Annotated in this window: 26 protein-coding genes; 16 read left to right on the top strand and 10 right to left on the bottom strand. The window is 69.8% G+C overall.

Features of this window, described 5'->3' with window-relative positions:
* Positions 1 to 193 precede the first annotated feature (193 nt).
* Complete coding sequence (locus OG371_RS10410; RefSeq protein ID WP_329067973.1) at positions 194 to 1432, bottom strand: ROK family transcriptional regulator; 1239 nt, start codon at positions 1430 to 1432, stop codon at positions 194 to 196.
* Positions 1433 to 1553: 121 nt separating this feature from the next.
* On the opposite strand from OG371_RS10410, the gene OG371_RS10405 reads away from it, so the two are divergent.
* The 10 genes from OG371_RS10405 (at position 1554) to OG371_RS10360 (ending at position 12123) form a co-directional block, all read left to right on the top strand.
* Positions 1554 to 2759 carry an ROK family transcriptional regulator gene (locus OG371_RS10405; protein WP_329067971.1) on the top strand — a complete coding sequence of 402 codons (1206 nt, stop codon included), beginning with the start codon at positions 1554 to 1556 and terminating at the stop codon, positions 2757 to 2759.
* Between the two features lie 227 nt (positions 2760 to 2986).
* The gene (locus OG371_RS10400; RefSeq protein WP_329067969.1) at positions 2987 to 4654 is read left to right on the top strand and encodes an ABC transporter substrate-binding protein; all 1668 of its coding nucleotides are present in this window, start codon (positions 2987 to 2989) and stop codon (positions 4652 to 4654) included.
* A 180-nt stretch (positions 4655 to 4834) separates the two neighbouring features.
* Positions 4835 to 5851 (top strand): ABC transporter ATP-binding protein, encoded by a 1017-nt coding sequence (locus OG371_RS10395; protein ID WP_442876153.1) that lies wholly within the window; start codon positions 4835 to 4837, stop codon positions 5849 to 5851.
* Positions 5848 to 6828 (top strand): ABC transporter permease, encoded by a 981-nt coding sequence (locus tag OG371_RS10390; RefSeq protein WP_329067965.1) that lies wholly within the window; start codon positions 5848 to 5850, stop codon positions 6826 to 6828. Before OG371_RS10395 ends, OG371_RS10390 begins: the two co-directional genes overlap by 4 nt.
* Entirely contained in the window at positions 6829 to 7821 is a 993-nt protein-coding gene (locus tag OG371_RS10385) for an ABC transporter permease (protein ID WP_329067964.1), read from the top strand.
* Positions 7818 to 8855, top strand: coding sequence for an ABC transporter ATP-binding protein (locus tag OG371_RS10380; protein ID WP_329067962.1), 1038 nt, complete (start codon positions 7818 to 7820; stop codon positions 8853 to 8855). Before OG371_RS10385 ends, OG371_RS10380 begins: the two co-directional genes overlap by 4 nt.
* Before the next feature lie 23 nt (positions 8856 to 8878).
* Entirely contained in the window at positions 8879 to 10285 is a 1407-nt protein-coding gene (locus OG371_RS10375; RefSeq protein ID WP_329067960.1) for a GH1 family beta-glucosidase, read from the top strand.
* A 143-nt stretch (positions 10286 to 10428) separates the two neighbouring features.
* Positions 10429 to 10746 carry a hypothetical protein gene (locus OG371_RS10370; protein WP_329067958.1) on the top strand — a complete coding sequence of 106 codons (318 nt, stop codon included), beginning with the start codon at positions 10429 to 10431 and terminating at the stop codon, positions 10744 to 10746.
* A gap of 28 nt (positions 10747 to 10774) precedes the next feature.
* Positions 10775 to 11209: a type II toxin-antitoxin system VapC family toxin gene (locus tag OG371_RS10365; RefSeq protein ID WP_329067956.1), complete on the top strand. Its 435-nt coding sequence runs from the start codon at positions 10775 to 10777 to the stop codon at positions 11207 to 11209.
* A 191-nt stretch (positions 11210 to 11400) separates the two neighbouring features.
* Positions 11401 to 12123: a DUF2306 domain-containing protein gene (locus OG371_RS10360; RefSeq protein ID WP_329067954.1), complete on the top strand. Its 723-nt coding sequence runs from the start codon at positions 11401 to 11403 to the stop codon at positions 12121 to 12123.
* On the opposite strand, the gene OG371_RS10355 is transcribed toward OG371_RS10360, so the two are convergent.
* Positions 12109 to 12861, bottom strand: coding sequence for a dienelactone hydrolase family protein (locus OG371_RS10355; protein WP_329067952.1), 753 nt, complete (start codon positions 12859 to 12861; stop codon positions 12109 to 12111). The two genes, OG371_RS10360 and OG371_RS10355, sit on opposite strands and share 15 nt — an antisense overlap.
* A gap of 191 nt (positions 12862 to 13052) precedes the next feature.
* Between OG371_RS10355 and OG371_RS10350 the strand changes: the two genes are divergently transcribed.
* The gene (locus OG371_RS10350) at positions 13053 to 13955 is read left to right on the top strand and encodes a TIGR03619 family F420-dependent LLM class oxidoreductase (protein ID WP_329067950.1); all 903 of its coding nucleotides are present in this window, start codon (positions 13053 to 13055) and stop codon (positions 13953 to 13955) included.
* A 29-nt stretch (positions 13956 to 13984) separates the two neighbouring features.
* Here OG371_RS10350 and OG371_RS10345 read toward each other — a convergent pair whose 3' ends face one another.
* Together OG371_RS10345 and OG371_RS10340 are read right to left on the bottom strand one after the other, a co-directional pair.
* Entirely contained in the window at positions 13985 to 15124 is a 1140-nt protein-coding gene (locus OG371_RS10345) for an acyl-CoA dehydrogenase family protein (RefSeq protein WP_329067948.1), read from the bottom strand.
* Positions 15121 to 17472, bottom strand: coding sequence for a bifunctional salicylyl-CoA 5-hydroxylase/oxidoreductase (locus tag OG371_RS10340; RefSeq protein ID WP_329067946.1), 2352 nt, complete (start codon positions 17470 to 17472; stop codon positions 15121 to 15123). Before OG371_RS10340 ends, OG371_RS10345 begins: the two co-directional genes overlap by 4 nt.
* A 67-nt stretch (positions 17473 to 17539) precedes the next feature.
* Here OG371_RS10340 and OG371_RS10335 point away from each other — a divergent pair, with 67 nt between their 5' ends.
* Positions 17540 to 17932 carry a RidA family protein gene (locus tag OG371_RS10335; protein ID WP_329067944.1) on the top strand — a complete coding sequence of 131 codons (393 nt, stop codon included), beginning with the start codon at positions 17540 to 17542 and terminating at the stop codon, positions 17930 to 17932.
* Here OG371_RS10335 and OG371_RS10330 read toward each other — a convergent pair.
* Positions 17922 to 18770, bottom strand: a complete 849-nt coding sequence (locus OG371_RS10330) for a PaaX family transcriptional regulator (protein ID WP_329067942.1) — start codon at positions 18768 to 18770, stop codon at positions 17922 to 17924. The two genes, OG371_RS10335 and OG371_RS10330, sit on opposite strands and share 11 nt — an antisense overlap.
* Positions 18771 to 18888: 118 nt before the next feature.
* On the opposite strand from OG371_RS10330, the gene OG371_RS10325 reads away from it, so the two are divergent.
* The gene (locus OG371_RS10325; protein WP_329067940.1) at positions 18889 to 19557 is read left to right on the top strand and encodes a GNAT family N-acetyltransferase; all 669 of its coding nucleotides are present in this window, start codon (positions 18889 to 18891) and stop codon (positions 19555 to 19557) included.
* Between the two features lie 33 nt (positions 19558 to 19590).
* On the opposite strand, the gene OG371_RS10320 is transcribed toward OG371_RS10325, so the two are convergent.
* On the bottom strand, positions 19591 to 20004 hold the full coding sequence (locus tag OG371_RS10320) for a MarR family winged helix-turn-helix transcriptional regulator (RefSeq protein ID WP_329072988.1): 414 nt from the start codon (positions 20002 to 20004) through the stop codon (positions 19591 to 19593).
* A gap of 186 nt (positions 20005 to 20190) precedes the next feature.
* Between OG371_RS10320 and OG371_RS10315 the strand changes: the two genes are divergently transcribed.
* The gene (locus OG371_RS10315) at positions 20191 to 20595 is read left to right on the top strand and encodes a nitroreductase family deazaflavin-dependent oxidoreductase (protein ID WP_329067938.1); all 405 of its coding nucleotides are present in this window, start codon (positions 20191 to 20193) and stop codon (positions 20593 to 20595) included.
* An 18-nt stretch (positions 20596 to 20613) separates the two neighbouring features.
* On the opposite strand, the gene OG371_RS10310 is transcribed toward OG371_RS10315, so the two are convergent.
* The gene (locus tag OG371_RS10310) at positions 20614 to 21771 is read right to left on the bottom strand and encodes an acyltransferase family protein (protein ID WP_329067937.1); all 1158 of its coding nucleotides are present in this window, start codon (positions 21769 to 21771) and stop codon (positions 20614 to 20616) included.
* 240 nt (positions 21772 to 22011) lie between these two features.
* Between OG371_RS10310 and OG371_RS10305 the strand changes: the two genes are divergently transcribed.
* Positions 22012 to 22545: a DUF4232 domain-containing protein gene (locus OG371_RS10305; protein WP_329067935.1), complete on the top strand. Its 534-nt coding sequence runs from the start codon at positions 22012 to 22014 to the stop codon at positions 22543 to 22545.
* 152 nt (positions 22546 to 22697) lie between these two features.
* Entirely contained in the window at positions 22698 to 23588 is an 891-nt protein-coding gene (locus OG371_RS10300) for a transposase family protein (RefSeq protein WP_329064032.1), read from the top strand.
* A gap of 150 nt (positions 23589 to 23738) precedes the next feature.
* Here the strand turns inward: OG371_RS10300 and OG371_RS10295 are convergent, their stop codons facing one another.
* From OG371_RS10295 to OG371_RS10285, 3 genes are all read right to left on the bottom strand, one after another.
* Complete coding sequence (locus tag OG371_RS10295) at positions 23739 to 24611, bottom strand: transposase family protein (protein ID WP_329067933.1); 873 nt, start codon at positions 24609 to 24611, stop codon at positions 23739 to 23741.
* 158 nt (positions 24612 to 24769) lie between these two features.
* A complete protein-coding gene (locus tag OG371_RS10290; protein ID WP_329067931.1) occupies positions 24770 to 24967 on the bottom strand; it encodes a hypothetical protein in 198 nt (65 codons plus the stop codon).
* A 48-nt stretch (positions 24968 to 25015) separates the two neighbouring features.
* Positions 25016 to 26116 (bottom strand): FAD-binding oxidoreductase, encoded by a 1101-nt coding sequence (locus OG371_RS10285; RefSeq protein ID WP_329067929.1) that lies wholly within the window; start codon positions 26114 to 26116, stop codon positions 25016 to 25018.
* Positions 26117 to 26179: the final 63 nt, after the last annotated feature.

The following is a 26179-nucleotide window of genomic DNA, read 5'->3' as shown; positions in this document are numbered from 1 at the left end:
CCAAGGGCTTACTTTGTTGTGGCGGCCAACAAAGTAAGAGAAGTATGCATGGTCCGGACCACTTGCGGCAATGCTCCGCTGGACGAAAATTTTTAACTCGAATTAAGGCTGGGGAGTTACCCCCGGTCGTCGCGCTGGCACTGCTCGTGAGTGTTGATGACGGTTCTAACCGGCATGAACACTCACGAGCGGCTCAGGCGACGCCGGTCCGGTCCGCGGACTTGGCCCGCAGCCGCGGGTCGGCGCCCTGCTCCAGCAGATCGGCGACCGGCAGGGTGGCGGCGCCGGTGGCCACCGCGTCCAGGCCGAGCTGGGCCAGCCGGATCGTGGTCTGGCCGAAGGGGTGGCGCAGCGCGTGGGCGGCCGCGGTCGAGCGGACCAGCGGCAGCAGGTCCTCGCCCAGCGCCAGGCCGACCCAGCCGCCGACGACGATGCGCTCCGGGTTGAACAGGTTGATCAGGTTGGCGATGCCGGCGCCGAGGTAGCCGGCCGTCTCCTCGATCACCTTCTGCGCGGTCTTCGACTTCGGCACCGCGCCCAGCAGTGCGGCCAGCTGGTCCTGCTCGTTGTCACCGCCGGCGGGCTTGCCGCGCGCCCGGCGGTACCGCTCCAGGATCGCCTCCGCGCCGATGTACGCCTCGAGGCAGCCGTGCGAGCCGCAACGGCAGGCCTGCCCGCCGTAGACGATGGTGGTGTGGCCCCATTCGCCGGCGCTGCTGGTGGAGCCGCGGTAGGTGACGCCGTCCGCGATCACGGCGGCGCCGACGCCGGAGCCGATGAGCACTATCACCGCGTGCCGGGCCCCGCGGCCGGCGCCGAACCACATCTCGGCCTGGCCCTGGGTCTTGGCGCCGTTGTCGATGAACAGCGGAAGGTCGATGCCGGCCGCGCGCAGCTCTTCGCCCAGCGCCACGGCGTCCCAGCCGATGGTCGGGGCGTGCACGAGCACCCGTTCGCCCTGTTCGACGGTGCCCGGCACGCCGACGCCGACGCCCAGCACCGCGCTCTCCTCGACCTCCGCGGTCGCGATCACCTCGCGGAGTCCCGACACCACGGCGGCCACCACGGCGCCCGGCTCGGTGCGCGCCGGCGACAGCTCGTGCTCCACCAGCGCCAGGCGCTGCATCGCGAGGTCGAACAGCTCCACCCGCACGCCCGTCTCGCCGATGTCGACGCCCGCGACGTGCCCGTACGCCGGGTCCACGCGCAGCAGCACCCGCGGCCGCCCGCCGTCGGATTCCACCAGCCCGGCCTCGGTGATCAGCCGTTCCTCGCCCAGCTCCGCGGTCACATTGCTGACCGTGGCGGCCGACAGGCCGGTGAGCCGGCTCAGCTCGTGTCGCGAAAGCGGGCCGTCGAAGTACAGTTTCGACAGCAGCAGGGAACGGTTGTGCCGCCGCAGATCGCGGACGGTGGTGCGCTTGCTAACCATGTATGCCCATCCGGCCCTTGAAGTGTCCCGACACCAGAATGCCTGATCACCGTAAGTTGTTGCCATGTATTAACTAGTGAACTAAGTCCCGAACGTCTGGTCGTCTGGCAGAATCCCCTGGGTGACGAGGGTGTTGCGGCAGACGACCCGGGATCTGAGGCGGCACAACCGGGCGGTGCTCCTGTCGTCGCTCTACCTGCGGGGCCCGGTCAGCAGGCTGGAGCTGGTCGCCGAGTCCGGGCTCAGCCCGGCGACCGTGACGAACGTGGTGGCCGAGCTGATCGGCGACGGGGTAGTGGCGGAGGCGGGCTCGGTCGAGTCCGACGGCGGCCGTCCGCGCACGCTGCTGCGGGTCCGGCCCGAATACGGCCAGGTCGTGGGCGTGGACGTCGGCGAGACGCACGTGCGGGTGGGCCTGTTCGACTGCGCGCTGGAGACGCTCGCGACGGTGCAGCACCCGCTGGACGGCACCAGCCTGGACCCGGTCGAGGTCGTGGAACTCGTGCGCACGGGCGTGGCCGAGGTGCTGGCCGACAGCGGCGCGGACGCGGCGGGGGTGTTCGGCGTCGGCGTCGGGGTGCCCGGCGCGGTGCGTGACGGCGGCATCGTGCACGCGCCGACGCTCGGCTGGGCCGGCGTCGCGTTCGCCGATCTGCTGCGCGCCCACTTGCAATTCGCCGCCGCGCCGCTGCACTTGGACAACCGGGCCCGCACGCTGGGGCAGGCCGAGATGTGGCGCGGCGCCGGCCGGGGTTCGGAACGCGCGGTGATCGCGTTGCTCGGGGTGGGCGTCGGCGCGGCCTTCGTGACCGGCGGCGGTTCGTTCCCCGGGATCACCACCAGCGAATGGGGGCACACCGTCGTCCAGGCGGCGGGGGCGGCCTGCCGCTGCGGCTCGCGCGGCTGCCTGGAGGCGTACGTCGGCACGGAGGCGGTGGTGCGCCGGTACAGCGAGGCGCCCGGCGCGGAGCCGGTGCTCGGCGTCGAGAGCGAGGCGCGGCTCGCGGAGGTCGTGGCCCGTGCCGGGGTGCCGGGGCCGGCCGCCGACACCCTCGCGGAAACCGGCGAGTACCTGGGCATCGGCATCGCCAACCTGATCAACCTGCTGGCCCCGGACCGGGTGGTGCTGGCCGGCTCGGCCGGGGCGGTGATGGGCCCGGCGATCCTCGCGCACGTGCGCGACGCCGCCGCCCGGCACGCGCTCGGCTACCTCGCCGAGAGCACGCTGGTGGAGCTCGGCCAGCTCGGCCCGGAGGCGGTGGCCCTCGGCGCCGCTACCCTGCCGGTGGCGGCGCTGCTGACCTCGGGCGGCCCTTCCGCCGGCTGAAATTCCTTGCCGGGCAAGGGGTTCGACAGCCGGCCACTGAGTGTGACCCTTTCTTTTAGTACTTAAACTTAGGTACAAAATGTTACCGCCGTGTTATTGACGTGACCCGAGTCACCCGGGTTGACTCCTCCTGTCGTGCGGCCGGTCCGGGCCCTGGAGTCAGTTGATGACGGGGGCGGGGGCGAGGCCCGCAGCAGCAGGACCCGTTTCCGGACCTAGGAGGACGAATGCGAGTCAAGCGCTCCATCGTCGCAGCGCTCGCCGCCGTGGTGGCGGCAATAATGCTCGCGGCCTGTGGCGGCGGCTCGACGAACGCCGGGGGCGGCAACGCCGCGGCCGTGTTGAACGTCGGCATGCCGAACGGCCCGCAGGCCGAGAACAACAACCCGTTCCTGGAGACCTCGGCGGCCGCCTCGCTGGGCTACCGGTACGTGATCTACGAGCCCCTGGTGATGCTCAACCGGGTCAAGCCGCAGGATCCCGGCAAGCCCTGGCTGGCCACGAAATGGGACTGGTCGGACAACTACAAGAAATTGGTCCTGACCATCCGTGACGGGGTGAAGTTCTCCGACGGCACGCCGATGACCGGCGACGACGTGGCGTACACGTTCCAGCTGCTGCGCGACAACAAGGCGCTGAACATCGACTCGGTCCCGTACAAGGACATCACCGCCAGTGGGAACCAGGTCACCCTCGGCTTCGACAACTCGCAGTTCGTCAACCAGGTCAAGATCCTCCAGACCATCGTGGTGCCCAAGCACCTGTGGTCGGCGATCAAGGACCCGACCACCGACACCGTGAAGAACCCGGTGGGCACCGGCCCGTACACGCTGAAGTCGTTCACGCCGCAGACCATCACCGTCTCGCAGCGCACCGGCTACTGGCAGGAAGCGCCGAAGGTCAAGGAGATCCGCTACACCTCCTACAACGACAACAACGCGCAGGTCTCGGCGCTGACCAGTGGCGCGGCCGAGTGGAGCTTCGTCTTCATCCCGAACTACAAGACGGTCTACATGAACAAGGACCCGCAGCACTACAAGCTGTGGTTCCCGGCGCAGCTCGCCGTGCACGGCCTGTGGTTCAACACCGAGAAGGCGCCGTGGAACAACGTCACGCTGCGCCAGGCCATCAACAAGGTGATCAACCGCGACGACATCTTCAACCAGGGCGAGGCCGGCTACTTCTACCCGAAGGACGACCAGGTCACCGGCATCCCGTCGCCGGCGGGCGACTCGTGGATCGCGCCGCAGTACAAGGGCCAGACCGTGAAGGTCGACGTGGCCGCGGCCAAGGCGCAGCTCACCGGCGCGGGCTTCAAGCTCAACGGCAACCAGCTCGTGGACCCGACCGGCAAGCCGGTCACGCTCAAGCTGTCGGTGCCGTCCGGCTGGTCGGACTACATCACCGACCTGGAGATCATCAAGGACAACCTGGCGCAGATCGGCATCACCGCCACGGTCGACAAGATGAACCAGGACGCGTGGACGAAGTCGGTCGACACCGGCGACTTCGAGGGCGTGCTGCACTGGACCAACGACGGTGCTTCGCCGTACGACATGTACCGCGACGTGATGGACGGCAACCGCTACAAGCCGACCGGCCAGGGCGGCATCAACGGCAACTACGGCCGGTACAAGAACGACGCCGCGACCGCCGCGCTGCAGACCTACGCCAACGCCCCCGATGACGCGAGCCGCGCCACGGCGATGGCCACGCTGCAGCAGATCATGATCAGCGAGCAGCCGATGATCCCGCTGATGGCGGCCAACTCCGGTGGCGAGTACAGCACCCGCAACTGGACCGGCTGGCCGGACGAGAACAACCAGTACGGCCCCGCGCAGCCGACCCTGCGCAACGCACTGGACATCGTCCTGCACCTGAAGCCCGCGGCCTGACCTATGGCGGAAGAGAACAACGCCGGGTCTCTTGAAGGCACTGGGTCCATTGAAGGCACTGGGTCCATTGAAGGCACTGGGTCCATTGAAGGCGCAGTGGCCACCGAGGACGCGGTGGCCGACCGGGAAGCCGCCCCCGCTCCGGCGGGGGCGGCCGCCCCGGGCCCCGACCCGGACGACGTGGTGCTCGAAGCGGTGGGGCTGACCAAGCACTTCGCCGTCCGCAAGCGCGGCCGCGACCTGCTCACCGGCACCAAGCGCAGTGTCCGGGCGGTCGACGACGTCGACCTGGTGCTGCGCCGCGGCCGGGTGACCGCGCTGGTCGGCGAGTCGGGCTCGGGCAAGTCGACCGTCGCGCGCCTGCTGGCGCAGCTCTACCCCCGCACCAGCGGCGACATCCGGCTGCACGGGAAGTCGGTGACCGTCAAGGGCGGCAAGGCTTTCCGGGCGTACTGCCGGCAGGTCCAGATGATCTTCCAGGACCCGTTCGCGTCGCTGAACCCGGTGCACACCGTGCGCTACCACCTGACCCGCGCGCTGAAGATCCACGACCGCGCGGGCGAGGACCTCGAGCAGGCGCTGCACGACCTCCTGGCGCGGGTGCAGCTGACCCCGCCGGAGCGTTATGTCGACAAGTTCCCGCACGAGCTGTCCGGCGGCCAGCGCCAGCGCGTGGCGATCGCGCGGGCGCTCGGCGCGGACCCGGAGGCGCTGCTGGCCGACGAGCCGGTGTCCATGTTGGACGTTTCGATCCGGCTCGGTGTGCTGAACCTGTTGCGGGACTTGAAGGAACGGCTGCACCTGGCGATCCTCTACATCACCCACGACATCGCCTCGGCGCGGTACTTCGCCGACGACACGCTGGTGATGTACGCGGGCCGCATGGTCGAGGGCGGGGACAGTGAGACCGTCACGCAGTCGCCCGCGCACCCGTACACGCGGCTGCTCATCGAATCCGCGCCCGACCCGGACCGGCTGGACCCGGGCACCGGCAAGGAACCGGGTGAGGCGCCGGAGGAGAAGGGTGCCGGCGAGCCGCCGAGCCTGATCGCGCCGCCGTCCGGCTGCCGGTTCCACCCGCGCTGCCCGGTCGCGATGGAGCGGTGCGAGACCGACCTGCCGCCGCGGTTCGAGGTGGACGACAGCCCCGGCCACTGGGCCGCGTGCTGGCTGTACGACTCGGCGGTGACGCAGTGAGGTACCTGCTCCAGCGGCTCGGCTTCTACCTGTTCACCGCGTGGGCCGCCGTCACCATCAACTTCTTCATCCCGCGGCTGATCCCGGGCGACCCGGTGCAGTCGCTGATCACCAAGAACCAGGGCAACCTGAGCGCGGACGCCATCCAGTCCCTGTATGTCCTGTTCGGACTGGACAAGAACGAAAGCCTGATCACCCAGTACTTCCACTACTGGGCGCAGCTGTTCCGCGGCGACCTCGGACTGTCGTTCACCTTCTTCCCGACGCCGGTCACCTCGGTGATCGGCGACAGCCTGCCGTGGACGATCATCCTGGTCGGCATCACCACGGTGGTCGGCTTCCTGATCGGCACCTCGCTCGGCGTGGTGGCGGGCTGGAAGCGCGGGTCCTGGGTGGACGGCCTGCTGCCGGTCACCACGTTCCTGTCCTCGGTGCCGTACTTCTGGCTCGGCCTGATCGCGATCACGCTGCTGGCCGGCCCGGGCAGCTTCTTCCCGGCGTCCGGCGGCTACGACCCGGGGCTGGTGCCCGGCTGGGACGGCACGTTCATCGGCAGCGCGGTCCAGCACAGCCTGCTGCCCGCGCTGACCATCCTGATCAGCTCGATGGGCAGCTGGATCCTCGGCATGCGCAACATGATGGTGACGGTCGCTTCGGAGGACTACATCACCGTCGCGCACGCCAAGGGGCTCTCCGAGCGCCGGGTGATGGTGAGTTACGCGGCGCGAAACGCGCTGCTGCCGAGCGTCTCCGGTTTCGCGCTGGCGCTGGGCTTCATCGTCGGCGGCACGCTGCTGGTGGAGATCGTGTTCTCCTACCCCGGCGTCGGCTACGAGCTGTTCCAGGCGGTCGGCTCGCAGGACTACCCGCTGATGCAGGGCATCTTCCTGATCATCACGCTGTCGGTGCTGGTGGCGAACCTGCTCGCCGACGTCGCGTACCTCGTGCTCGACCCGCGCACCCGGAAGGAGGGCTGAATGGCACTCCCCGCAGCCGACTTCAAGGCCGTCGCGCCGCTGCCGGCCGAAGCAGTCGCCGGGCCGGCCGCGAAACGACGGCGGTTCCGGTTCCTCACCGGCGGCAAAACCCTGACCGGCTTGATCGTGTTGGCGTTTTTCGTGGTGATCGCGGTGATCGGGCCATGGATCGCGCCGTTCGACCCGTCGGCGCGCAGCAACGACCTGCTCGAATCGCCGTCCGGCAAGCACTGGTTCGGCACCACGCACCTCGGCCAGGACATCTTCAGCCAGGTGATCGTCGGCACCCGCAGCGTGATGCTGGTGGGGCTGACCGCCGGGATCGTGGCGATCATCCTGGCCGTGCTCGTCGGCGTCACCTCCGGTTACCTCGGCGGTTCCCCGGGCGAGGGGCTTTCCGCGCTGTCCAACGTGTTCCTGGTGATCCCGGCGCTGCCGCTGATCATCATCATCGGCACGGCGCTGCCCAGCGGCGGTGACTACCTGGTGGCCGTGATCATCGGCTTCACCTCGTGGGCGTGGGGCGCGCGGATCCTGCGGGCGCAGACGCTTTCCTTGCGCAGAAGGGAATACGTCGAGGCGGCGCGCGCGAGCGGCGAGTCGACGTGGCGGATCATCTTCTTCGAGATCCTGCCCAACCTGACCGCGGTGATCGCGTCGAGCTTCGTCGGCACGGTGGTGTTCGCGGTGATGTCGGAGATCACGCTGGCGTTCGTCGGCGTCTCCAGCTTCTCGGAGTGGAACTGGGGCACGATCCTGTTCTGGGCGCAGAGCCAGCAGGCGCTGGCCCAGGGCGCCTGGTGGTGGTTCGTGCCGGCCGGGCTGGCGATCGCGATCCTCGGCACCGCGCTTTCACTGCTCAACTTCGGCATCGACGAGTTCGTCAGCCCGCGGCTGCGCTCGGGCGGCAAGACCAAGGCGAAGAACGCCGAGGGCCGCACCGTGCGCCTGCGCGTCGGCTTCACGCCGGTGCTCGGCCGGGAGAAACCATGAACGAACCCGTACTGGAGATCAAGGGCCTCGACGTCGACTACGGCGTGGGCGCCGAGGCCGTGCACGCCGTGCAGGACGTGCACCTGACGCTGCACCGCGGCGAGGTGCTCGGGCTGGCCGGGGAAAGCGGCAGCGGAAAGTCCACTTTGGCCTACGGACTGACCCGGCTGCTGCCGCCGCCCGGCGTGATCCGCGGCGGCGAGGTGATCTACCACCCTGACGACGGCGAGCCGTACGACGTCCTGCAGCTGACTCCCAAGCAGCTGCGCGACTTCCGCTGGGCGGAGACGTCGATCGTGTTCCAGGGCGCGATGAACTCGCTCAACCCGGTGCACAAGGTTTCGACGCAGCTGCTGGACGTGATCAAGGCGCACGACCCGCGCAGCACGCGGGCGTCGCGGCTGGCGCGGGCGCGCGAACTGCTGCGGCTGGTGGGCATCGCGGCCGACCGGCTCGACGCGTACCCGCATCAGCTTTCCGGCGGCATGCGCCAGCGCGTGATGATCGCGATGGCGCTGGCGCTGGAGCCGCGGGTGGTCATCATGGACGAGCCCACCACGGCGCTCGACGTGGTGATGCAGCGACAGATCCTGGCGCAGCTCGTGGAACTGCGGGAGCGGCTGGGCTTCTCGGTCCTGTTCATCACGCACGACCTCTCGCTGCTGGTGGAGTTCTCCGACCGGATCGCGATCATGTACGGCGGCCGGATCGTGGAGCAGGCCCGCGGCGTGGACCTCTACCGCGACGCGCTGCACCCGTACAGCGACGGCCTGCTGCACTCGTTCCCCGCCCTGCGCGGCCCGCGCCGCGAGCTGACCGGCATCCCCGGCTCGCCGCCGGACCAGCGGTCGCTGCCGCTGGGCTGCGCGTTCGCGCCGAGGTGCCCGCACGCGTTCGAGCCGTGCGCCGGCCACGTGCCGGTGCTGGGCGCGCCCGCCGACCGTGACGACACCATGCGGACCGTCGCGTGCTGGCTGCACCCGGCCGAGGGCGACACCACCGCTGCCGCCGCCGCCACGTTGTCGCTGTCGTAGTTGTCGTAGAAGAAGGAGAACCGTTGACCGAGACCACCGACGCTGCGACCCGTGAGCAGCAGGCGTTGATCGACTCGCTGCCCCAGGACTTCCGGTGGGGGGTGGCGACCGCGGCGTACCAGATCGAGGGCGCGGTGGCCGAGGACGGGCGCACACCGTCCATTTGGGACACTTTCTGCCGGGTGCCGTCGGCGATCGACAACAACGACAACGGCGACGTCGCGTGCGACCACTACCACCGGATGCCCGAGGACGTCGGGCTGATCAAGGAGCTCGGCGCCGACACGTACCGGTTTTCCGTGGCGTGGCCGCGGATCCAGCCCGGCGGCAAGGGCCCGCTCAACGAGGCCGGGATGGCCTTCTACGACCGGCTCGTGGACGAGCTGCTGGAGAAGGACCTGGCCCCGTGGCTCACGCTGTACCACTGGGACCTGCCGCAGGAGCTGGAGGACGCGGGCGGCTGGCCCGCGCGCGACACCGCGTACCGCTTCGCCGACTACTCGATGCTGGTCTTCGACCGCCTGTCCGACCGCGTCAAGCACTGGACCACGCTGAACGAGCCGTGGTGCTCGGCGATGCACGGTTACGTGCACGGCGTGATGGCGCCGGGCCACCGTGACTTCGGCGCCGGCATGCGCGCGGTCCACCACCTGCTGCTCGGCCACGGCTTGGCGACGCAGCGGATGCGCGCGGCGGCGCCCGAGGGCACGCAGTTCGGCATCACGCTGAACATGGGCACGTCCGACGCGGCGTCGGACAGCCCGGCGGACCAGGACGCGGCCCGCAACGCCGACGGCATGGGCGTGCGGATCTACCTGGACCCGCTGGTGCACGGCCGTTACCCGTCGGATGTCCTGTCCGACATCGCCGTCCGCGGCGCCGCCCTCCCGATCGAAGACGGCGACCTGTCGGTGATCTCGACGCCGCTGGACTTCCTCGGCGTCAACTACTACTTCGGCCAGCAGTACTCCGGCGTCGATGAGCAGGGCCGCACCGTGGGAGACGACGGTTTCCCGGCCCAGCGCCCGATCCCGTTCGGCGAGCCGACCACGGCGATGGGCTGGGAGATCCTGCCGGGCAAGTTCACCGAACTGCTCACCCGTCTCGGCCGGGATTACCCGGGGTTGCCGATTTTCATCACGGAGAACGGCTCTGCTTTCGACGATGAGCCGGATGAGTCGGGTTTTGTGGCCGACGAGGGGCGCACTGCGTATCTGGCCTCGCACTTGGCTGCGGTTGCTGCGGCTCGGCAGCAGGGGGCGGACATCCGCGGGTACTTCGCGTGGTCGCTGCTGGACAACTTCGAGTGGGCGTACGGGTACGCGAAGCGGTTCGGCCTGGTGCGTGTTGATTACGAGACGCAGCAGCGGACTATCAAGCAGAGCGGCTACTTCTACCGCGACACGGTTCGCCGGGTTCGCGGGGCTTGACCCTCGGGGGAGGTGGTGGAGAAGGGCGTCCTTCGGGGCGCCCTTTTTCATCTTTTGCTGCCCAGCGAGGACGCCGGTCGACGACGAACGAGGGTGGCTGAGGCGCTGACCTCGGGATAGGCAGTCATGTACTATCGGTGACTATGGCCACTGAGCAGCCGAAGCCCGGGAAGCCGACCGGTACCGCCGGTCGGTCGCGCGCTGCTGCCTCGGGCCTGCGCAAGCCGACGGTGGCGACCGTGAAAAAGGCGGTGAAGCCGGTGGCCGGGAGGCTTCACGAAGCGCTGAAGACGGTAGATGCAGGACGGCCTCGCGTCCGGAAGCCGGTGGCGACGCCCCCGGCGAAGAAGCCCCCGGTCTCGGAGCCGTACGCTCCGCCGTCGTTCCTCGGGATGTTCGAACTGCCGCACGACTCGTCGGAGCGTGTAAAGGCAGTCGTCCGTGGCCGCGAAATCGCCTGAGTCGCTGTAGCGAAGTCGTAGAACATCGATGGCACGTCCTATCGTGGTGGATACCGGTCCGCTGATCGCGATGGTGAACGCGAAAGACGATCACCACCATCAAGTTGCGAAGTGGTTGGCGTCGGCATCCACGCGAGACCTGCTGATCCCGTCGCTCGTACTGACCGAGGTCTGCCAGTACATCGAGAAGCACCTGGGCGGGCAGGCAGAGGCCGCGTTTATCGAGGAACTGATGCGCTCGCCGCAGTTCAAGATCTACCACCCGATGGACGATGATTTCAGGCGCATGGCCGTCCTGATGCGGCAGTACGCGGACTGGCCGCTGGGGATCGCCGACGCAGCAGTGGTCGCGACGACGGAGCGGCTCAAGACCTCCGAGGTCGCAACGGTGGATCGCCGGCATTTCGAACATCTCAGGCCGGTGCACGTCGCGTTCTTCACGATCTACCCCGAGTACGAGTAGCTGTCACCCGACACCGGCGTTGCCCGAACGCCGCTGCCCGCGTCAACTCGAGCGCCAAGATCCACCCGTCCGAAGGTAAGGCTCTCCCCACCCCAGGGACGCAGGCGCGCACCATGGTTCGCCACCCCTACCGGCCCCTAACGTCGTAACGGTCGGGAGCAACCACCTGGGGCAGAGGGAGTGTGGCGGACATGACGGCCGGGACTGACCTACGACCACCGCGCGTGAAGCCGGCTCAGCCGGGGGAGCCGAGGCGGCCGTGGTGGCGCAGGCCGTGGGTCGGGCCGTTGGGGCTGGTGGTGGTGGCCTTCCTGGCCTATTCGCTGCCGCCCTACCTGGCGTTCGATCCGGCGCAGTCGCGGGTTCCGGCGCCGGAGGGGTTCGCCGCGCACTACTGGTTCCTGGTCGCGCACGTGCTGTTCGGCTCGATCGCGATGATCGGGGCGCTGGTGCAGGTGTGGCCGTGGGTGCGGCGACGGTTCCCGCAGGTGCACCGGTACGCCGGGCGGGCCTACGTGTTCGCCGGGGTGATCCCGTCCGGGGTGATGGCGCTGACCATCGGCGCGGCCAGCCCGTTCGGCCCCGCCACCCGGGCCAGCGACGTGATGCTCGCGGTGCTCTGGCTCGGCGTCACCTGGGCCGGCTGGCGCGCCGCCCGCGAACGCCGCTTCGGCGACCACCGGCGGTGGATGGTGCGCAGCTTCGCGCTGACCATGTCCATCATCCTGAACCGGCTCATCTCGCCGATCGCGATCATCGTGCTGGAGCCGCAGATCGGCTCCACGTTCGGCGGCAGCGAGGTCGCCTTCATGCAGTCCGTGGCCGCCATCGCGGCCTGGGTCAGCTGGACCGTCGCGCTGATCGGGGCCCAGCTTTGGCTGGACCGCAAGCCGAAAGCACTAAGCCCGCGCTGAACCCGGCAGGTTCTGCGCGTAGAGGCCGGCCAGCGCTTCCCAGTGGCGCTGGCCGGCCTCACTGTCGTAGGTCGGGTTGTCCGAGACGGCGAACCCGTGCTCGGCGGGGTACGTCACGAGGGTGTGCCGCACCCCCGCGTCGGTAAGTGCAGATTCCAGCCGCTCGTACTGGTCGGCCGGGAAGGCCTTGTCGTTCTGCGCCGCAGCGACGTACACGGTGGCGCGGATCCGGTCCGCCAGCCGGTACGGGCTGCCCTCGTCATCCTCGACGGCGAGGTTCCCGCCGTGGAACGACGCGGCGGCCGCGACGCGCTCCGGGTAGTGCACGGCAGCCAGCAGCGACAGCTTTCCGCCCATGCAGTACCCCGTGGAGCCCACCGCGGTGCCGGAGACTTCCTTACGCCCGGCCAAAAAATCCAGGTACGCGCCCATGTCGCGCACCGCCAGCTCCGTCGTGACGCTCGCCATCAGCGCGCTCAGCCGCTGGCGTTCTTCCGGCACGCTGAACACGGTGGCGATGTCGAACGGCGCGAACGGCGTCCGGTAGTACGCGTCCGGCAGCAGCACCGCATAACCCAGCCCTGCGAGCCGATCCGCCATCAGCGCGAACGTTTCCCGCACGCCCGCGGCGTCGGCGTGCAGCACCACCGCGGGGTGGCCGCCGCCGTCCGCCGGGGTGTGCAGCGTGGCCGAGCAGGTGCCGTCCGGCGTGGGGATGGTGACCGAGGTACGAGGCATACCCGGCAAGCTACCGGCTCGCGTCCGGGTGCAGGCGGGATATCGCCGACGGCGGAACCGGTGGTAATCCCGGGCCCTGCCGACGTGGGTTCGGGCACCCTTCGCCGGGATCGATGGCCGTCCCGGCGGCCGGGACCATAGCTTCGAAGTGACGTCCGTAGCGAAAGCCCGCCGGAAAAGGAAACGCTTCCATGAAAATCGGTTTCAGCATTCCGCAGTACTCCAGCCTGGCCTCGGACGGCGGGCAGGTCGCCCGGTTCGCCCGGGAAGTGGAGGCGGCGGGCGCGGACAGCCTGTGGGTCGGCGACCGGCTGTTCGCGGCCGTGGACCCGAGCGTCGGCTACGGCGGGATGATGGACACCATCCCCGAGGAGTTCAACTCCGCGCTCGACCCGTTCACCCTGCTCGGCGTCGCCGCCGGGGCCACCGAACGGGTTCAGCTCGGCACGCACGTGCTCGTCGCCACCTGGTACCCGCCCGCGGTGCTCGCGCGGGCGCTGACCTCGATCGACGTGGTCAGCAACGGCCGGCTGCTGCCCGGCCTCGGCGTCGGCTGGTCGCCCGAGGAGTACGAGGCCGTGGGGCTGGAGTTCCGGCAGCGCGGCAAGCGGCTGGACGAGACCCTGGACGCGCTCGAGGCCATCTGGACCACCGACCCGGCCGAGTACCAGGGCACGCTGGTCACCGTGCCGCGCCACCACGCGAATCTCAAGCCGGTCCAGCGGCCCCGGCCGCCGATCTACCTCGGCGCCTTCTCCCAGGCCGGGCTCGAGCGGGTCGGCCGCCGCGCCGACGGCTGGCTGCCGATCCTGATGCCGGGGCAGCCCGACATCGAGGGGCTCCGCGGCCAGCGGGCGATCGTGGAGAACGCCGCCGTCGAGGCCGGGCGCGACCCGAAGGCGATCGAAGCGATCGTCCGGGTCAACCCCGCCAAGGGCGACGCCCCGCAGACGATCGTCGACGACATCAAACGCGTGGCCGGAGAACTCGGCTTCGAGCACTTCTTCATCGAGCAGATGTACACCGACGACACCGTCGACCAGGCCATCACCTCGGCCAAGGCGCTGCTTGAAAATGCTCGTGAGTGTTTATGACGGTTAGAACCGTCATAAACACTCACGAGTCAGGACCGCAGCGACCGCGCGATGATCGTCCGCTGGATCTCCGACGCGCCTTCGTAGATGCGCGGCGCGCGGACTTCGCGGTACAGGTGCTCCAGCAAGTGCCCGCGCCGCAACGCCCGCGCGCCGTGCAGCTGCACCGCCGCGTCGACGACGTACTGTGCGGACTCCGTGGCGAACAGTTTCGCCATTGCCGCACGGCCTGTGAGGTTCTGCTCGCCCGCGTCGTACGCGGAGGCGGCCGCGTACACGAGCAGGCGCGAAGCCTCGGTGCGGGTCGCCATCTCGGCGAGCGTGTGCGCCACCGTCTGCTGTTTCGCCAGCGGGCCGCCGAAAGCGACGCGCTGCCCGGTGTACTCGACCGTCGCGTCGAGGGCCGCCTGCGCCATGCCGACGGCGAACGCGCCGACGCTCGGCCGGAACAGGTCCAGCGTGCGCATTGCGACGGCGAAGCCGCGGTTCTCCTCACCCAGCAGTTCTTCGCGGTGCACCCGGACGCCGTCGAACGTCAGCGTGCCGATCGGGTGCGGGCTGACCAGGTCGAGGTGCTCGCCGGACAGGCCCGCGCGGTCGCCGGGGACGACAAACGCGCTGACGCCACGGGAGCCCGCATCCGGCGTCGTGCGCGCGAACACGGTGTAGAAGTCCGCTTCCGGCGCGTTCGAGATCCACATCTTCTCGCCGGTGAGGCGCCAGCCGTCGCCGTCGGCCTCGGCGGCGAGGCTCAGCGCGGCCGCGTCCGAACCCGCGTCCGGTTCTGTCAGCGCGAATGCCGCGACGGCGTCACCCGCCGCCACCGCGGGCAGCCAGCGCCGCACCTGTTCGTCCATTCCGGACTGGAGTACGGGGTAACTTCCCAATCCCTGCAAGGCGAGCGCCGTCTCCGCCTCGGTGCTCTGCGAGGCCAGCGCCTCCCGCAGCAGGCACAGGTCCAGCGCCGCGGCCTGGCGTCCCAGGTTGCCACTTTCGACGCCGGGGAACAGCCGCGCGAGCAGGCCCAGCGAGCCCATCGCCTTGAGCAGCGGCCGGTTCACCGCGCCCTCCGCGCCGGCCTCGGCGAGTGGACGCAGCTGCTCCGCGGCGATTTCCCGGACCGAGGCGGTGAAAGCGCGCTGCTCGGCGGACAGGGCGAAGGCGTTCATCGGTCACTCCCCGGGCGCCAGCGGGCGTGGGCGGTGTGGTGGCCGCCGGTGCGGACCAGCTCCAGCCGCGGCTCGGGCCCGTCCGTGCGGCCGGTCTGCGGCTTGCGCTTCCCCGCGGCCCACGGTTTCGGCCACGGCATCGCGTAGTCCTGCTCCGCCGCCGCGTGCAACGTCCACTGTGGATCGTAAAGGTGGCTGCGGCCGATCGCGCACAGATCGGCGCGCCCGGCCAGGATCAGCGAGTTCACGTCGTCGTAGGAGGAGATGGCGCCGACGGCGATCACCGCCATGCCGTGGGGGATCCCGACCTCGTTGCGGATCCGGTCGGCGTACGGGGTCTGGTAGCTCCGCCCGAACTGCGGCCGCTCCTGGCTCACCACCTGGCCGGTGGACACGTCGATCGCGGCGGCCCCGTGCTCGGCGAAAGCGCGCGCGATCGCGACGGCCTCATCGGCGCCGATCCCGCCGTCGTGCCAATCAGTGGCCGAAATGCGCACCGTCATCGGGCGCTCGGCAGGCCACACCGCGCGGACGGCGTCGAACACCTCCAGCGGGAACCGCAGCCGGTTTTCCGCCGTGCCACCGTATTCGTCGGCCCGGTGGTTGGTCAGCGGGGAGAGGAACGACGACAGCAGATAACCGTGCGCGCAGTGCAGCTCCAGCAGATCGAACCCGGCCCGCGCGGCCCGGCGCGCAGCGGCCACGAACTGCGCACGGATCTCCGCCAGCTCGTCGACGCTCAGCTCGCGCGGCGTCTGGCTGTCCGCCCGGTACGGCAGCGGCGACGGTCCGCAGACCTCCCAGTTGCCTTCCGGCAGCGGGTCGTCCATGCCGTCCCACATGAGTTTCGTGGAGCCCTTGCGCCCGGAATGGCCCAGCTGCAGCCCGATCTTCGCCCGCGTCTGGCCGTGCACGAAGTCGACGACGCGGGCCCACGCGCGTTCCTGCTCCTCGGTGTAGAGCCCGGGGCAGCCCGGCGTGATCCGGCCCTCGGCTGAAACGCAGATCATCTCGCTCATCACCAGCCCGGCGCCGCCGAGCGCCTTGCCGCCCAGGTGCACCAGGTGGAACTCGCCGGGCACACCGTCCTCGGCGGAGTACATGTCCATCGGCGACACGACGACGCGGTTCGGCAGCTCCAGCGCGCCGATCCGCACCGGCTGGAACATCGGCGGCGCCACGGTGGTGCCGAGCGTGCCGGCGAACCATTCGTCCAGCGCGCCGGCGAACTCGCGGTCACGCAGTTTCAGGTTGTCGTAGGTGACGCGGCGGCTGCGCGTGAGCAGGTTGAACGCGAACTGCTCCGGCGCTTGATGGGTGTACTGCGCCAGGTTCTCGAACCACTCCAGGCTCGCTTGCGCCGCGCGCTGCGTGGACGCGACCACCGGGCGTCGCTCTTCTTCGTACGCGCTGAGCGCCTCGGGCACCGACTGCTGCTCGTGCAGGCACGCGGCCAGCGCGAGCGCGTCCTCCATCGCCAGCTTCGTGCCGGAGCCGATGGAAAAGTGCGCGGTGTGCGCGGCGTCGCCCAGCAGCACGACGTTCTCGTGCACCCAGCGCTCGCAGCGCACCGTGCCGAAGGTGCCCCACTTGGAGTTGTTGGCCAGCACCCGGTGCCCGTCGAGGACTTCGGCGCACAGCTCGCGGATCAGCTCGATGGACTTCTCGTCGCTCTCGCCCGGCGCCAGGTCCGCCGCGGCGATCGGCGCGAACGCGCGCTGCCAGACGTCCTCGTGCAGCTCCAGGATGAACGTGCTGCCTTCGCGGCCGTACGGGTAGCCGTGGATCTGCATGATCCCGTGCGGGGTCTCGAGGACGTGGAACTTGAAGGCGTCGAAAACCAGGTCCGTGCCGAGCCAGATGTAGCGGCAGCGGCGCGTTTCGACGGTCGGCTCGAAGGTGCCGGCGAAGCGGGTGCGGGCCGCGGAGTTCACCCCGTCGGCCGCCACCACCAGGTCGTACTCGCGGGCCAGCTCGGCCACGTCCGGCGCGCCGGTGTGGAAGCGGACGTCGACACCGAGCTCCCGGCAGCGCTGCTGCAGGATCGCCAGCAGCCGTTTGCGGCTCATCGCGGCGAACCCGTGCCCGCCCGAAGTGGTGACCGTGCCGCGGTAGTGCACGTCGATGTCGTCCCAGCGCGCGAACTCGCGGCTCATCGCCTCGTGCACGCCCGCGTCGGCGTGCTCGATGCCGCCGAGCGTCTCGTCGGAGAACACCACGCCGAAGCCGAACGTGTCGTCCGGCGCGTTGCGCTCCCAGACCGTGATCTCGTGCCCGGGCCCGAGCTGCTTCGCGAGGGCGGCGAAGTACAGGCCCGCCGGGCCGCCGCCGAGAACCGATATCCGCACGACGATGAGGATATGTCGCCTGACGTACGATCGTCAAGAATGCGATAGATGAGTTAGGCTCGGCCGCATGGAGCGTTTCAACCCGCCCGAGCTGGGCCGTCCGTCCGGCTTTTCGCACGCCGTGGCCGCCGAGGGCCGGGTGGTTTTCCTGGCCGGGCAGACCGCGCTGGACGCGGACAACAAGATCACCGGCGAGGGGGTGGTCGAGCAGTTCGAACGCGCGCTCGGCAACCTGCTGACGTCACTGCGCGCGGCCGGCGGCGAACCGGCCGACCTGTGCAGCGTGACGATCTACATCGTCGACATGGACGACTACAAAGCGCACGCGCGGGAGATCGGCCAGGTGTGGAAACGCTTGGCAGGCAAGGAATACCCGGCGATGGCGGGCATCGGGGTGAGCCGGCTGTGGGACGTCGAGGCACTGGTCGAGGTGCAGGGTTTCGCGGTCCTCAACCGCTGAGCGACTCCAGCAGGTACGCGCGGGCCGGGGCTTCGAGACGCTCGTGCAGCGTGAAGAACACCCCGGCGGCGCGGATGCCGGACCAGCCGGCGGGCAGCAGCTCGGCGGGCAGGCCCGGGTCGAGGTAGGGCATGCGACGCCAGCCGGTGAGCACGCGGATGTAGTCGGCGAACGCTTCGTCGCCAGGGGTCGCGCGACGGCGGCGCCAGCGCTCCAGCACGGGCGCGTGCTCGTCGAGGAAGGCCGTGTACAGCTCGTCGAGCTGGTCGAGGTCCCACCATTCGCGGACCTTTCCGGCCGGGTCGCCGAAGGCCAGGTGCTCGGCGCGGAACAGGTCGGCGTACCCGGCCAGGCCGAGCCGGGTCAGCGTCTCGGCGGTCACCCGGTGCAGGTGCGCGGGCGCGATCCAGACCCCGGATGCCGCGGTGCCGAAGCCCAGCCGCGCGAGCTGGGTGCGCAGCACGTGCCGTTTGTGCCGCTCGGCCTCGGGCACGGAGAACACGGCGAGCAGCCAGCCGTCGGCGAGGGTGGCGCGGTCGCGGCGGAAGATGCGGTCGTCGCCCTCACGCAGGATGTCCAGCGCGGCCTCGGAAAGCTCGTAGCCCGCGGTGGCCTCGTGGCGGACCGCCTCGAGAATGCCGCGCCGCTTGAGCCGCGAAATGGACGAGCGCACGGCCGGCTCGTCGACCCCGACCGCCGCCAGCAACCCGATCAACGCGGCCACAGACAGCCAGCCGCCCCCGCTGCGGTGATAGAAGCCGTACACGGACACGATCAGCTGCCGAGGCTGGGCCGCCCGCCCGGTGTCCGGCTCGGCTGACTCCGGTACGACCGTCATCCGGAGACCATAACAACCAGCGGCATCGACCGTGGCCGAATCGGTTCAGCAGGCGGCGTGTTCACAGGTTGAGCATCGTTTCCGGGCGGACTTGGGCGCGAGTACCATTTCCCGCGAGATGGCGAACGTGTCCGAAGCCCCGCTTTTCGGCAGGCTGACCCGCCGTGGCCGCCTGATGGCGAAGCGGACCTGCGACCGGCGCGGGCACGCGTTCGCCCTCGGCCGGTTTCTTTTCCGCACCCCCACGGCGTGGGAGTACGCCGCGGCGGTGGCGTGCGGCAGTGACGAGGCCGCGCAGCGCTGGCTGGGCTGGCTGCCCGATTCGGTGGTCGAGGAGTCCCTGCGCGCGGAGGCCATGCGCGTGGTGCCGGGCACCGGGCCGGACTGGGCGACGCCCGACCCGCATTCGGTGGACATCGTCGCGATCGATCTCGGGGCCGGCCGGTGCGCCGGGCTGGTGAGCGTCCACTCCGGTGAGGACGGCGGTCCCGAGACCGGCGGTTACCTCGCCCCGGACTACCGCGGCCAGGGCCTGGGCCGCGACCTGTTCGCCGCGGGCCTGCTGCTGGCGCACGAGCACCTCGGCCTGTTCCGCGTCCGCGCCGGGGCCGAGGTCGGCAACGTCGCCAGCGGCCGCTCACTGGAGGCGGCCGGCCTGCGCCGCGCCGCGGGCCCGCCGCGCTACACGCTGCCGAACGGCCGCGTCAGCGAAGCCTGGTGGTATCAGCACGACAGCCCGCGGCCGCACCGCTGCACCGGGCCGCAGGCGCAGTGGCTGGGCGGCTGAACCTGTTGTGCCGCAATGACTCCCGTGCCCCAGTCAGCCGTCTTTCGGGCAGCATTCCTCGACGTCGGCCTCGTACGCCCGCAGCGTCGAGATCACCAGCTGACGTTCGGCGGGAGTGAGCGGGGCCAGCGCGCGTTCCCAGGCCTGCGCGCCGCGCGCCAGCCACGCGTCCACGGCGCAGCGCTTGTCTTCCTTGATGCTCACGATGGTGCGGCGCCGGTCGTCCGGGTCCTCGGTGCGGTCGAGCAGGCCCTGGCGGGCCAGGTCGCCGACCATCAGGCTGGTCGTGGTCGGCGCGACCTTGAGCCGGCCGGCGAGTTCGGTGACCGTCATCGGGCCGTCGAACAGCAGGTAGGACAGCAGGGAAAGGTGCCGCGGCGCGAGCGACAGGTCGGCCAGCTGCGCCGGCACCGGCGCCCGCTTCGCGCGTCCGACCAGGCGCGGCATCAGCAGGAGCAGCTCGCGGACCCCGTCCGCCACACTCAGGCCGGGCTCTTTTTCCTCGGGGTCCACACGATCACCTCTCCCAGCCCGAGACCTTACCGCCCGGCTGCCGGGCCCCGGGTTCGTTGACTTCGGCTTTGCTGGCAAACTACGTTTGTTGTCAACATCAACAACTTGGGAGAGGCACGCATGTCGGACTGGAACCAGCAGATCATCGACGAGTTCCACGCGAACGAGGGCAAGGTCGGCGGCATGTTCGAGGGCATGAACATGGTGCTGATCACGCACACCGGCGCGAAGAGCGGCAAGGAGCGGGTCCTGCCGCTCGTCTACACCACCGACGGCGACCGGTACGTCATCGCCGCGTCCAAGGGCGGCGCCGACACCAACCCGGACTGGTACCACAACCTGGTCGCGAACCCGAAGATCAAGGTCGAGATCGGCACCGAGAAGTTCGACGCGACCGCGAAGCTGATCGAAGACCGCGCCGAGCGTGACCGCCTGTACGCCGGCATGGTCGCCCACAACCCGGGCTTCGCCGACTACGAGAAGAAGACCACGCGCCTCATCCCGGTGTTCGTGCTGGAGCGCTGAGCCCCGCCGTCCAGCCGCTCAGCCGACGGCCGCCTCGACCCGGGGCTCTTCCGCCACCGTCGGCTGGGCGGCTTTGGCGTTTTTACGCGCGTGGCGCCACGCGATCAGCCGCTTGCCCGTGGCGATCATCGGCTGCTCGACCCAGCGGTGGATCAGGTCCGCGATGGCGAGCGCCACCACGAACACCGTCACCGCCGAGACGAGCCGGTTCTGCCCCAGCGACGGCACCGCCTGGATCACCGCGAAGTGCACCGGCCCCTGCAACAGGTACAGCGAGTACGAGCGCTCCCCGACGAACCGCATCGGCCGCGTCGCCAGCAGCCAGCGCGCCGGCCCGGGCGAGACCAGGACCACGAGCAGCAGCATGGTCGCCCCGGCGTAGGCGACGAGCAGCAGCAGGTTCTGCCGGGTCTCGTTCCACAGCGAGTCCAGGTTCGTGTGCAGCACCAGGAACGCGGCGACGATCATCAGCCCGGCGACCGGGTGCGTCAGCGGCCGAAGTACCGCGAAGCTGCGCCGGTGGTGCAGCACGATCGCGAGCAGGCAGCCGCTGAGCAGGATGAAGTAGTGGATGCTGGAGCGGTAGATGCTCGGCGTGGCGTCCAGCAGCCAGCCGTTGGTGGTCAGTGGCACGAGCGCGAGCAGCACGATCATCGCGGCCAGCACCAGCGCGACCTTCCGCCGCGCCGCCCCGATCCCGATCGCGACCAGCAGGAACGGCCAGACCAGGTAGAACTTCTCCTCGATGCCGAGCGTCCACGAGCCGGAGAAGAAGTTGTCCGAGCCGTTGCCGCCGGAAGCCGGGAAGAACTCGTTGAGGAAGCTCAGGTAGTACTTCAGCGCGTGCGGGAAGTCGCGGGCGAGGAACTCCCCGCGCAGCAACACGAACGCGATGATCCCGCCGAGGATCACCAGGTACGGCGGCAGGATCCGGAACACGCGGCGCAGGTAGAAGTCCCCGAGCGAGATCCGCCCGGTGCGGTCCTGCTCGCGCAGCAGCAGCGTGGTGATCAGGAAGCCGGACAGCACGAAGAAGACGTAAACGCCCACCCAGCCCGACAGCCAGGTCCACTTCGGCCCGGCGAAGTGGAAGAACACCACGATCGTCGCGGCGATCGCCCGCAGCCCGTCGAGGCCGGGAAACCTGCGCATGGCGAGGTACTCGTCATGGCTCATGGTGCGCACCGGCTGGACCCCCGTAGACGTTCGGTGGCGGAAGTATAAATGGGGCATTTTGCGGCCGGTGACGTGCGCGGCGCAGCCGGGTTGCCTGCGTGCGGACGATCCCACAGCAACGCATCCCCGCGGGGGTGGTGAGCATCTACCACTGTGATGGCGATCGAAGTGAATGAATCACCAGAAGATCGCCTGCCCCGGGCGGAGCGTCCGCCCGGGCCCAGCAGGAGGGGAAAACCGATGAACACTCTTCGCCGCACCGTTGCCGCCCTCGCCGTCGCCGTCGCTGCCGCCGGGCTGACCGCGCTGGCCGCCGGAACCGCGAACGCGATGCCGACCGACTTCAACTGCACCTCCGGCCAGCTCACCACCAAGCTCGTCTACGGCGGGGCCGGCGCGGGCAACCGGGAGGGCTTCATCCAGCTCACCGCCAAGCCGGGCGAGACCTGCACGCTGCCCGCCTCGCTGCCGGTGGACCTGGTCGGCGCCCACGACGTGCTGGTGAACCAGCTCCCCGCCGACGGCCCGGCCGTGCAGCTGACCAACGGCTCGTCCGCCTACATCCCGCTGCACTGGACGGCGATCGAGGCTCCCGCGCAGCAGCAGACCCCGCTCGCGATCGACGTCACGGCGCCCCAGGAGACCACCCCGCGCGGCGACCAGAGCGACCCGCAGATCTCGGTGCCGTGGAACCTCGGTGACGTCGACGCCTCGGCGGCCAGCCACACCATCGACGTCGGCGCCGTCACCCCGGGTCTCGCGCCCGCCGTCTGACACCTGCGCCGCGCCCCAATGGGGTTGTTTCATCGTGGTTGTGGCTGGTCACGGTGGGTGGTGCAGGGTTGGTGTGGTTGGTGTGGCAGGAAGTGGTGGTGGGACGGTGTGGCGTTCTTGGGTATGAGTGAAGCCCTCGGCAAGATCATGATGTGAGTCAACAACCCGCCGAGGGCTTCGAGCCTCTTTCTTACCAGGTCACGCTGCCCCTGTCGCGGCAGACCCTGGGCATGGTCGCCGGCCTGATCCGTGGCCGACGGCGCCGGCTGCGGTCGCGGTGGCGCAAGGCCACCCCGGCCGGGCAGGCACTGGTGGTGCTGGCAGTGCTGCGCCACGATCAGCGGCTGGCTGATATCGGTGGTGGTCAGGGTGTGTCGGCCTCCACGGTGCGGCGTTGGGTGCTGGAGGTCATCGGTCTGCTCGCGGCCCGTGCCCGGCGGTTGGGGCGGGTCTTGCGCAAGCTGGCCGGGCGGGGTGCGGTGGTGGTGCTGGTGGACGGGACCCTGGTCAAGACTCGCCGCCGGACCGGGAAAGCCAACCGGGCCCACTACAACGGGAAACACAAACACCATGGACTGGTCGTGCTGGCCCTGACCGATGAGGACGGCCGGTTGGTGTGGGTGTCGGCGGCGCTGGCGGGCCGGACCGCTGACATCACCGCCGCCCGCCGGTTACGTCTGCGGGACCGGCTGCATGAGCATGGTCTGACTCCGGCCGCCGATAAGGGTTTCCATGGCTGGCACAAAGATGTCCGCGACACCCGCGACTGCGAGTCGTGTGGCGGGTCGTGTGCGCAGGTGGTGCTGACTCCCTACAAGGCTGAGGCCAAGCGGCCGTTGACCAAAGCGCAGAAGCAGGCGAACGCGGCGTTCAGTGGGATGCGGTGCGCGGTGGAGGGCGGCTTCGCCGCCCTCAAAGCCTGGCGAATCCTGACCACACTCCGGCTCAATCCCCGCCATGCCACGACGTTGCTGCGGGCCCTGCTCGTACTCACCCAGCACGAGCAGAGCGTCCGCGACACAGCCCAACCCGCCACAACCTGACCATTACCACACCAGACCACCCCACCCCGACCAGCACAAACCACGATGAAACAACCCCAATGTGGCGTTGGTTGCGCTCAGTGCACCGAACGCCACATTGGGGACTTTTCATCTTGGTTTGTGCTGGTGGGGTGGGGTTGGCTGGGTGTGTTAGTGGTGGGGTTGGGTGGGGGTTGTCAGGGGGTGTTGTTCGTGTTGGATGAGGGTGAGCAGGGCGCGTAGCAAGGTGCTGGCGTGGCGGGTGTGGAGTCGGAGTTTGTTCAGGATGCGCCAGGTTTTGAGGGTGGCGAATCCGGTTTCGACGGCGCGGCGGACTCCGTTGAGGATGGTGTTGGTGGTCTGTTGTGCGCTGGTCACGGGCCGGTTGGTTTCGGCTTTGTAGGGGGTGAGCACGATCTGGTCGCGTCCGGTTTGGTGGCGGAGGTCTTTGTGCCAGCCTTGGTAGCCCTTGTCGGCGATGGCGGCCAGTCCGTGGTGGTGCAGGCGGTCCAGCAGCCGGTGGCGGCGGGCGGCGGTGATGTCCGCGGTTTTCCCGGGCAGGGGTGGGGATAGCCAGAGGAGCCGGCCGTGGGTGTCGGTGAGGGCTTGGACGTTGAGGCCGTGGTGTTTGTGTTTGCCGCTGTAGTTCGGGCGGTTGGCGGTGCCGGTGCGTCGGCGGGTCGGGATCAGGGTGCCATCGACCAGTACGACCGTGTGCCCGCGGGCGGCCAGACGGGCCAGGACCCGGTCCAGGCGGGGCGCTCGGGCGGCCAGCAGCCCGATGGCCTCCAGGCCCCACCGGCGGATCGTGGAGGCGGAGGTGCTGTTGGCGCGGGCCAGGTCCAGGAGTCGCTGGTCATGCCGGAGCCATGCGAGCGCCAGGATGGCTTGCCGGCTGGGAACCGCGGTGCGCCACCGTGATCCGATATTCCGGCGATGCTCCCGGATCAGCTCGGTGAGCATGCGCAGCTGGCTGGCCGAGACGGGCAGCGCCGTCTGATAGACAATGGGCTCGGAGCCCCCGTGGTGCAGATCTTGGGTCACATCTTGATCAACATCCGGGGGCTCCGTCTCGTTCCAGCATCTCCCGCTGACACTCCCCGCCCTGGTGCCACACAACAACAACCGACACTGTCAACCACACTGACCAGCACCAACAGGATGAAAAGTCCCCATTGGGGCGCAAACCCTGCTCCAAGGCGCTAGCCGCGGTCCAGAAGTTCGTGTGCCAGCGCGAGTGCGGCGTTTGCCAGCTCGGCGGCAGTGCCGCCGAGCTGGGGTCCGCGGACCGCAGCCATCACGAGGGCGCTCACGGCGAGGCGGCCCCGCATGCGTCCGTCGACGTCCGGTCGCGGGGCGAGCAGCCGGGTGAGTTCGTCGAGGTGGTCCAGCACCACCACGGCGGTCGGCAGGCCGATGGCGGCATCATCCCCGTCGTCTGAGGGAAATCAGAGCGGCTGGCCGTAGACGAAGCTCGCCAGCCGTCCCGTCGTGACCGGCGCGAAGGCCTCGAACAGCTTCTCCTGCCCGGAGTTCTCGTCGGGCTCGGACAGGGCGCGGACCGCGAAACGGGAGTTCGGCGCCAGGTGGCGGCCCGGGGCATACGCGCCGCCGAGGAGATCCAGGATCTGCACGACCGGGGCGTCCGCGGTGGTGAGGATGGCGTCCACGGCCTCCTCGGACAGGGCGGACAGCGTCCGGTTGTCACCGACGTAGGCATGCGGGTTCGGCGGCTCGGCGGCGATCGTGCCGGATTTGGTGAACGGCAGCGTCGCCAGGGTGTCCATGACCGGGCCGAGGGCGCGCAACGGGGCGGCCAGGCTCTCGCCCTCGTCGGCCGAGCCGAGGTAAGCCACGCGGACCTGCGCGATGTGCTTGCCGCGCAAGGGTTCCGGGATCATCGGGAGGTCCGGGTACGGGACCAGGGCCAGTGACGTCGTCAGCGTGTCCGGCAGGTCCTCGGTCCAGTCGCGCCAAGCGCGCAGGGCGGTTTCCTGTGCGGTGAAGGAAAGCGCGCCGCCGTAGAGCGTGGTGACGGGGAACAGGCCGAACTCCAGCGACGTCACCACGCCGTCGAGCCCGGGGCCGCGCGTGCCGTCCGGGGCGACGGACTCGGCGGCGACCACGTGGTCCGCGGCCAGGCCGTACCGGCGGCCCATCAGGCTGAACCCGCCGCCGAGGGTGTAGCCGACCACGCCGACACCGGGCGCCGAACCGCTCAGTGGAGCCAAACCGTGCCTGGCCGCGGCCTCGATCACCGCGCCCCAGGTCGCGCCGGCCTCGACCCGGGCGACGGCGCGCGCCGGGTCGATCGAGACGCCGGTCATGCGGCGCGTCGAGATCAGCACGCCGGTGGCCGGTTCACGCAGGCCGTGGCCGGTTGCCTGCACCGAAATCGGCAGGTTGTGCTCCGCGGCGTACTGGACGCCCTCGGCGACGTCGTCCGCGTTCGTGGCGCCGACGACCAGCTGCGGCTTCGACGGAACGCCGGTCTGGAAGCCGGCGACCTCGGTCTCGTACCCGTCCTGACCAGGGGTGAAAGTCAACATGCCATCAGCCTGACGCGGGATCGGCCAGAAGTCCAACAGATGTTCCTTCCCCTGGCTAGAATC

Origin of the sequence: Amycolatopsis sp. NBC_01480 (genome assembly GCF_036227205.1) — a bacterium.
In the GTDB taxonomy this organism is placed as follows: Bacteria; Actinomycetota; Actinomycetes; order Mycobacteriales; family Pseudonocardiaceae; genus Amycolatopsis.
This window is presented reverse-complemented; position numbering and strand designations above follow the sequence as displayed.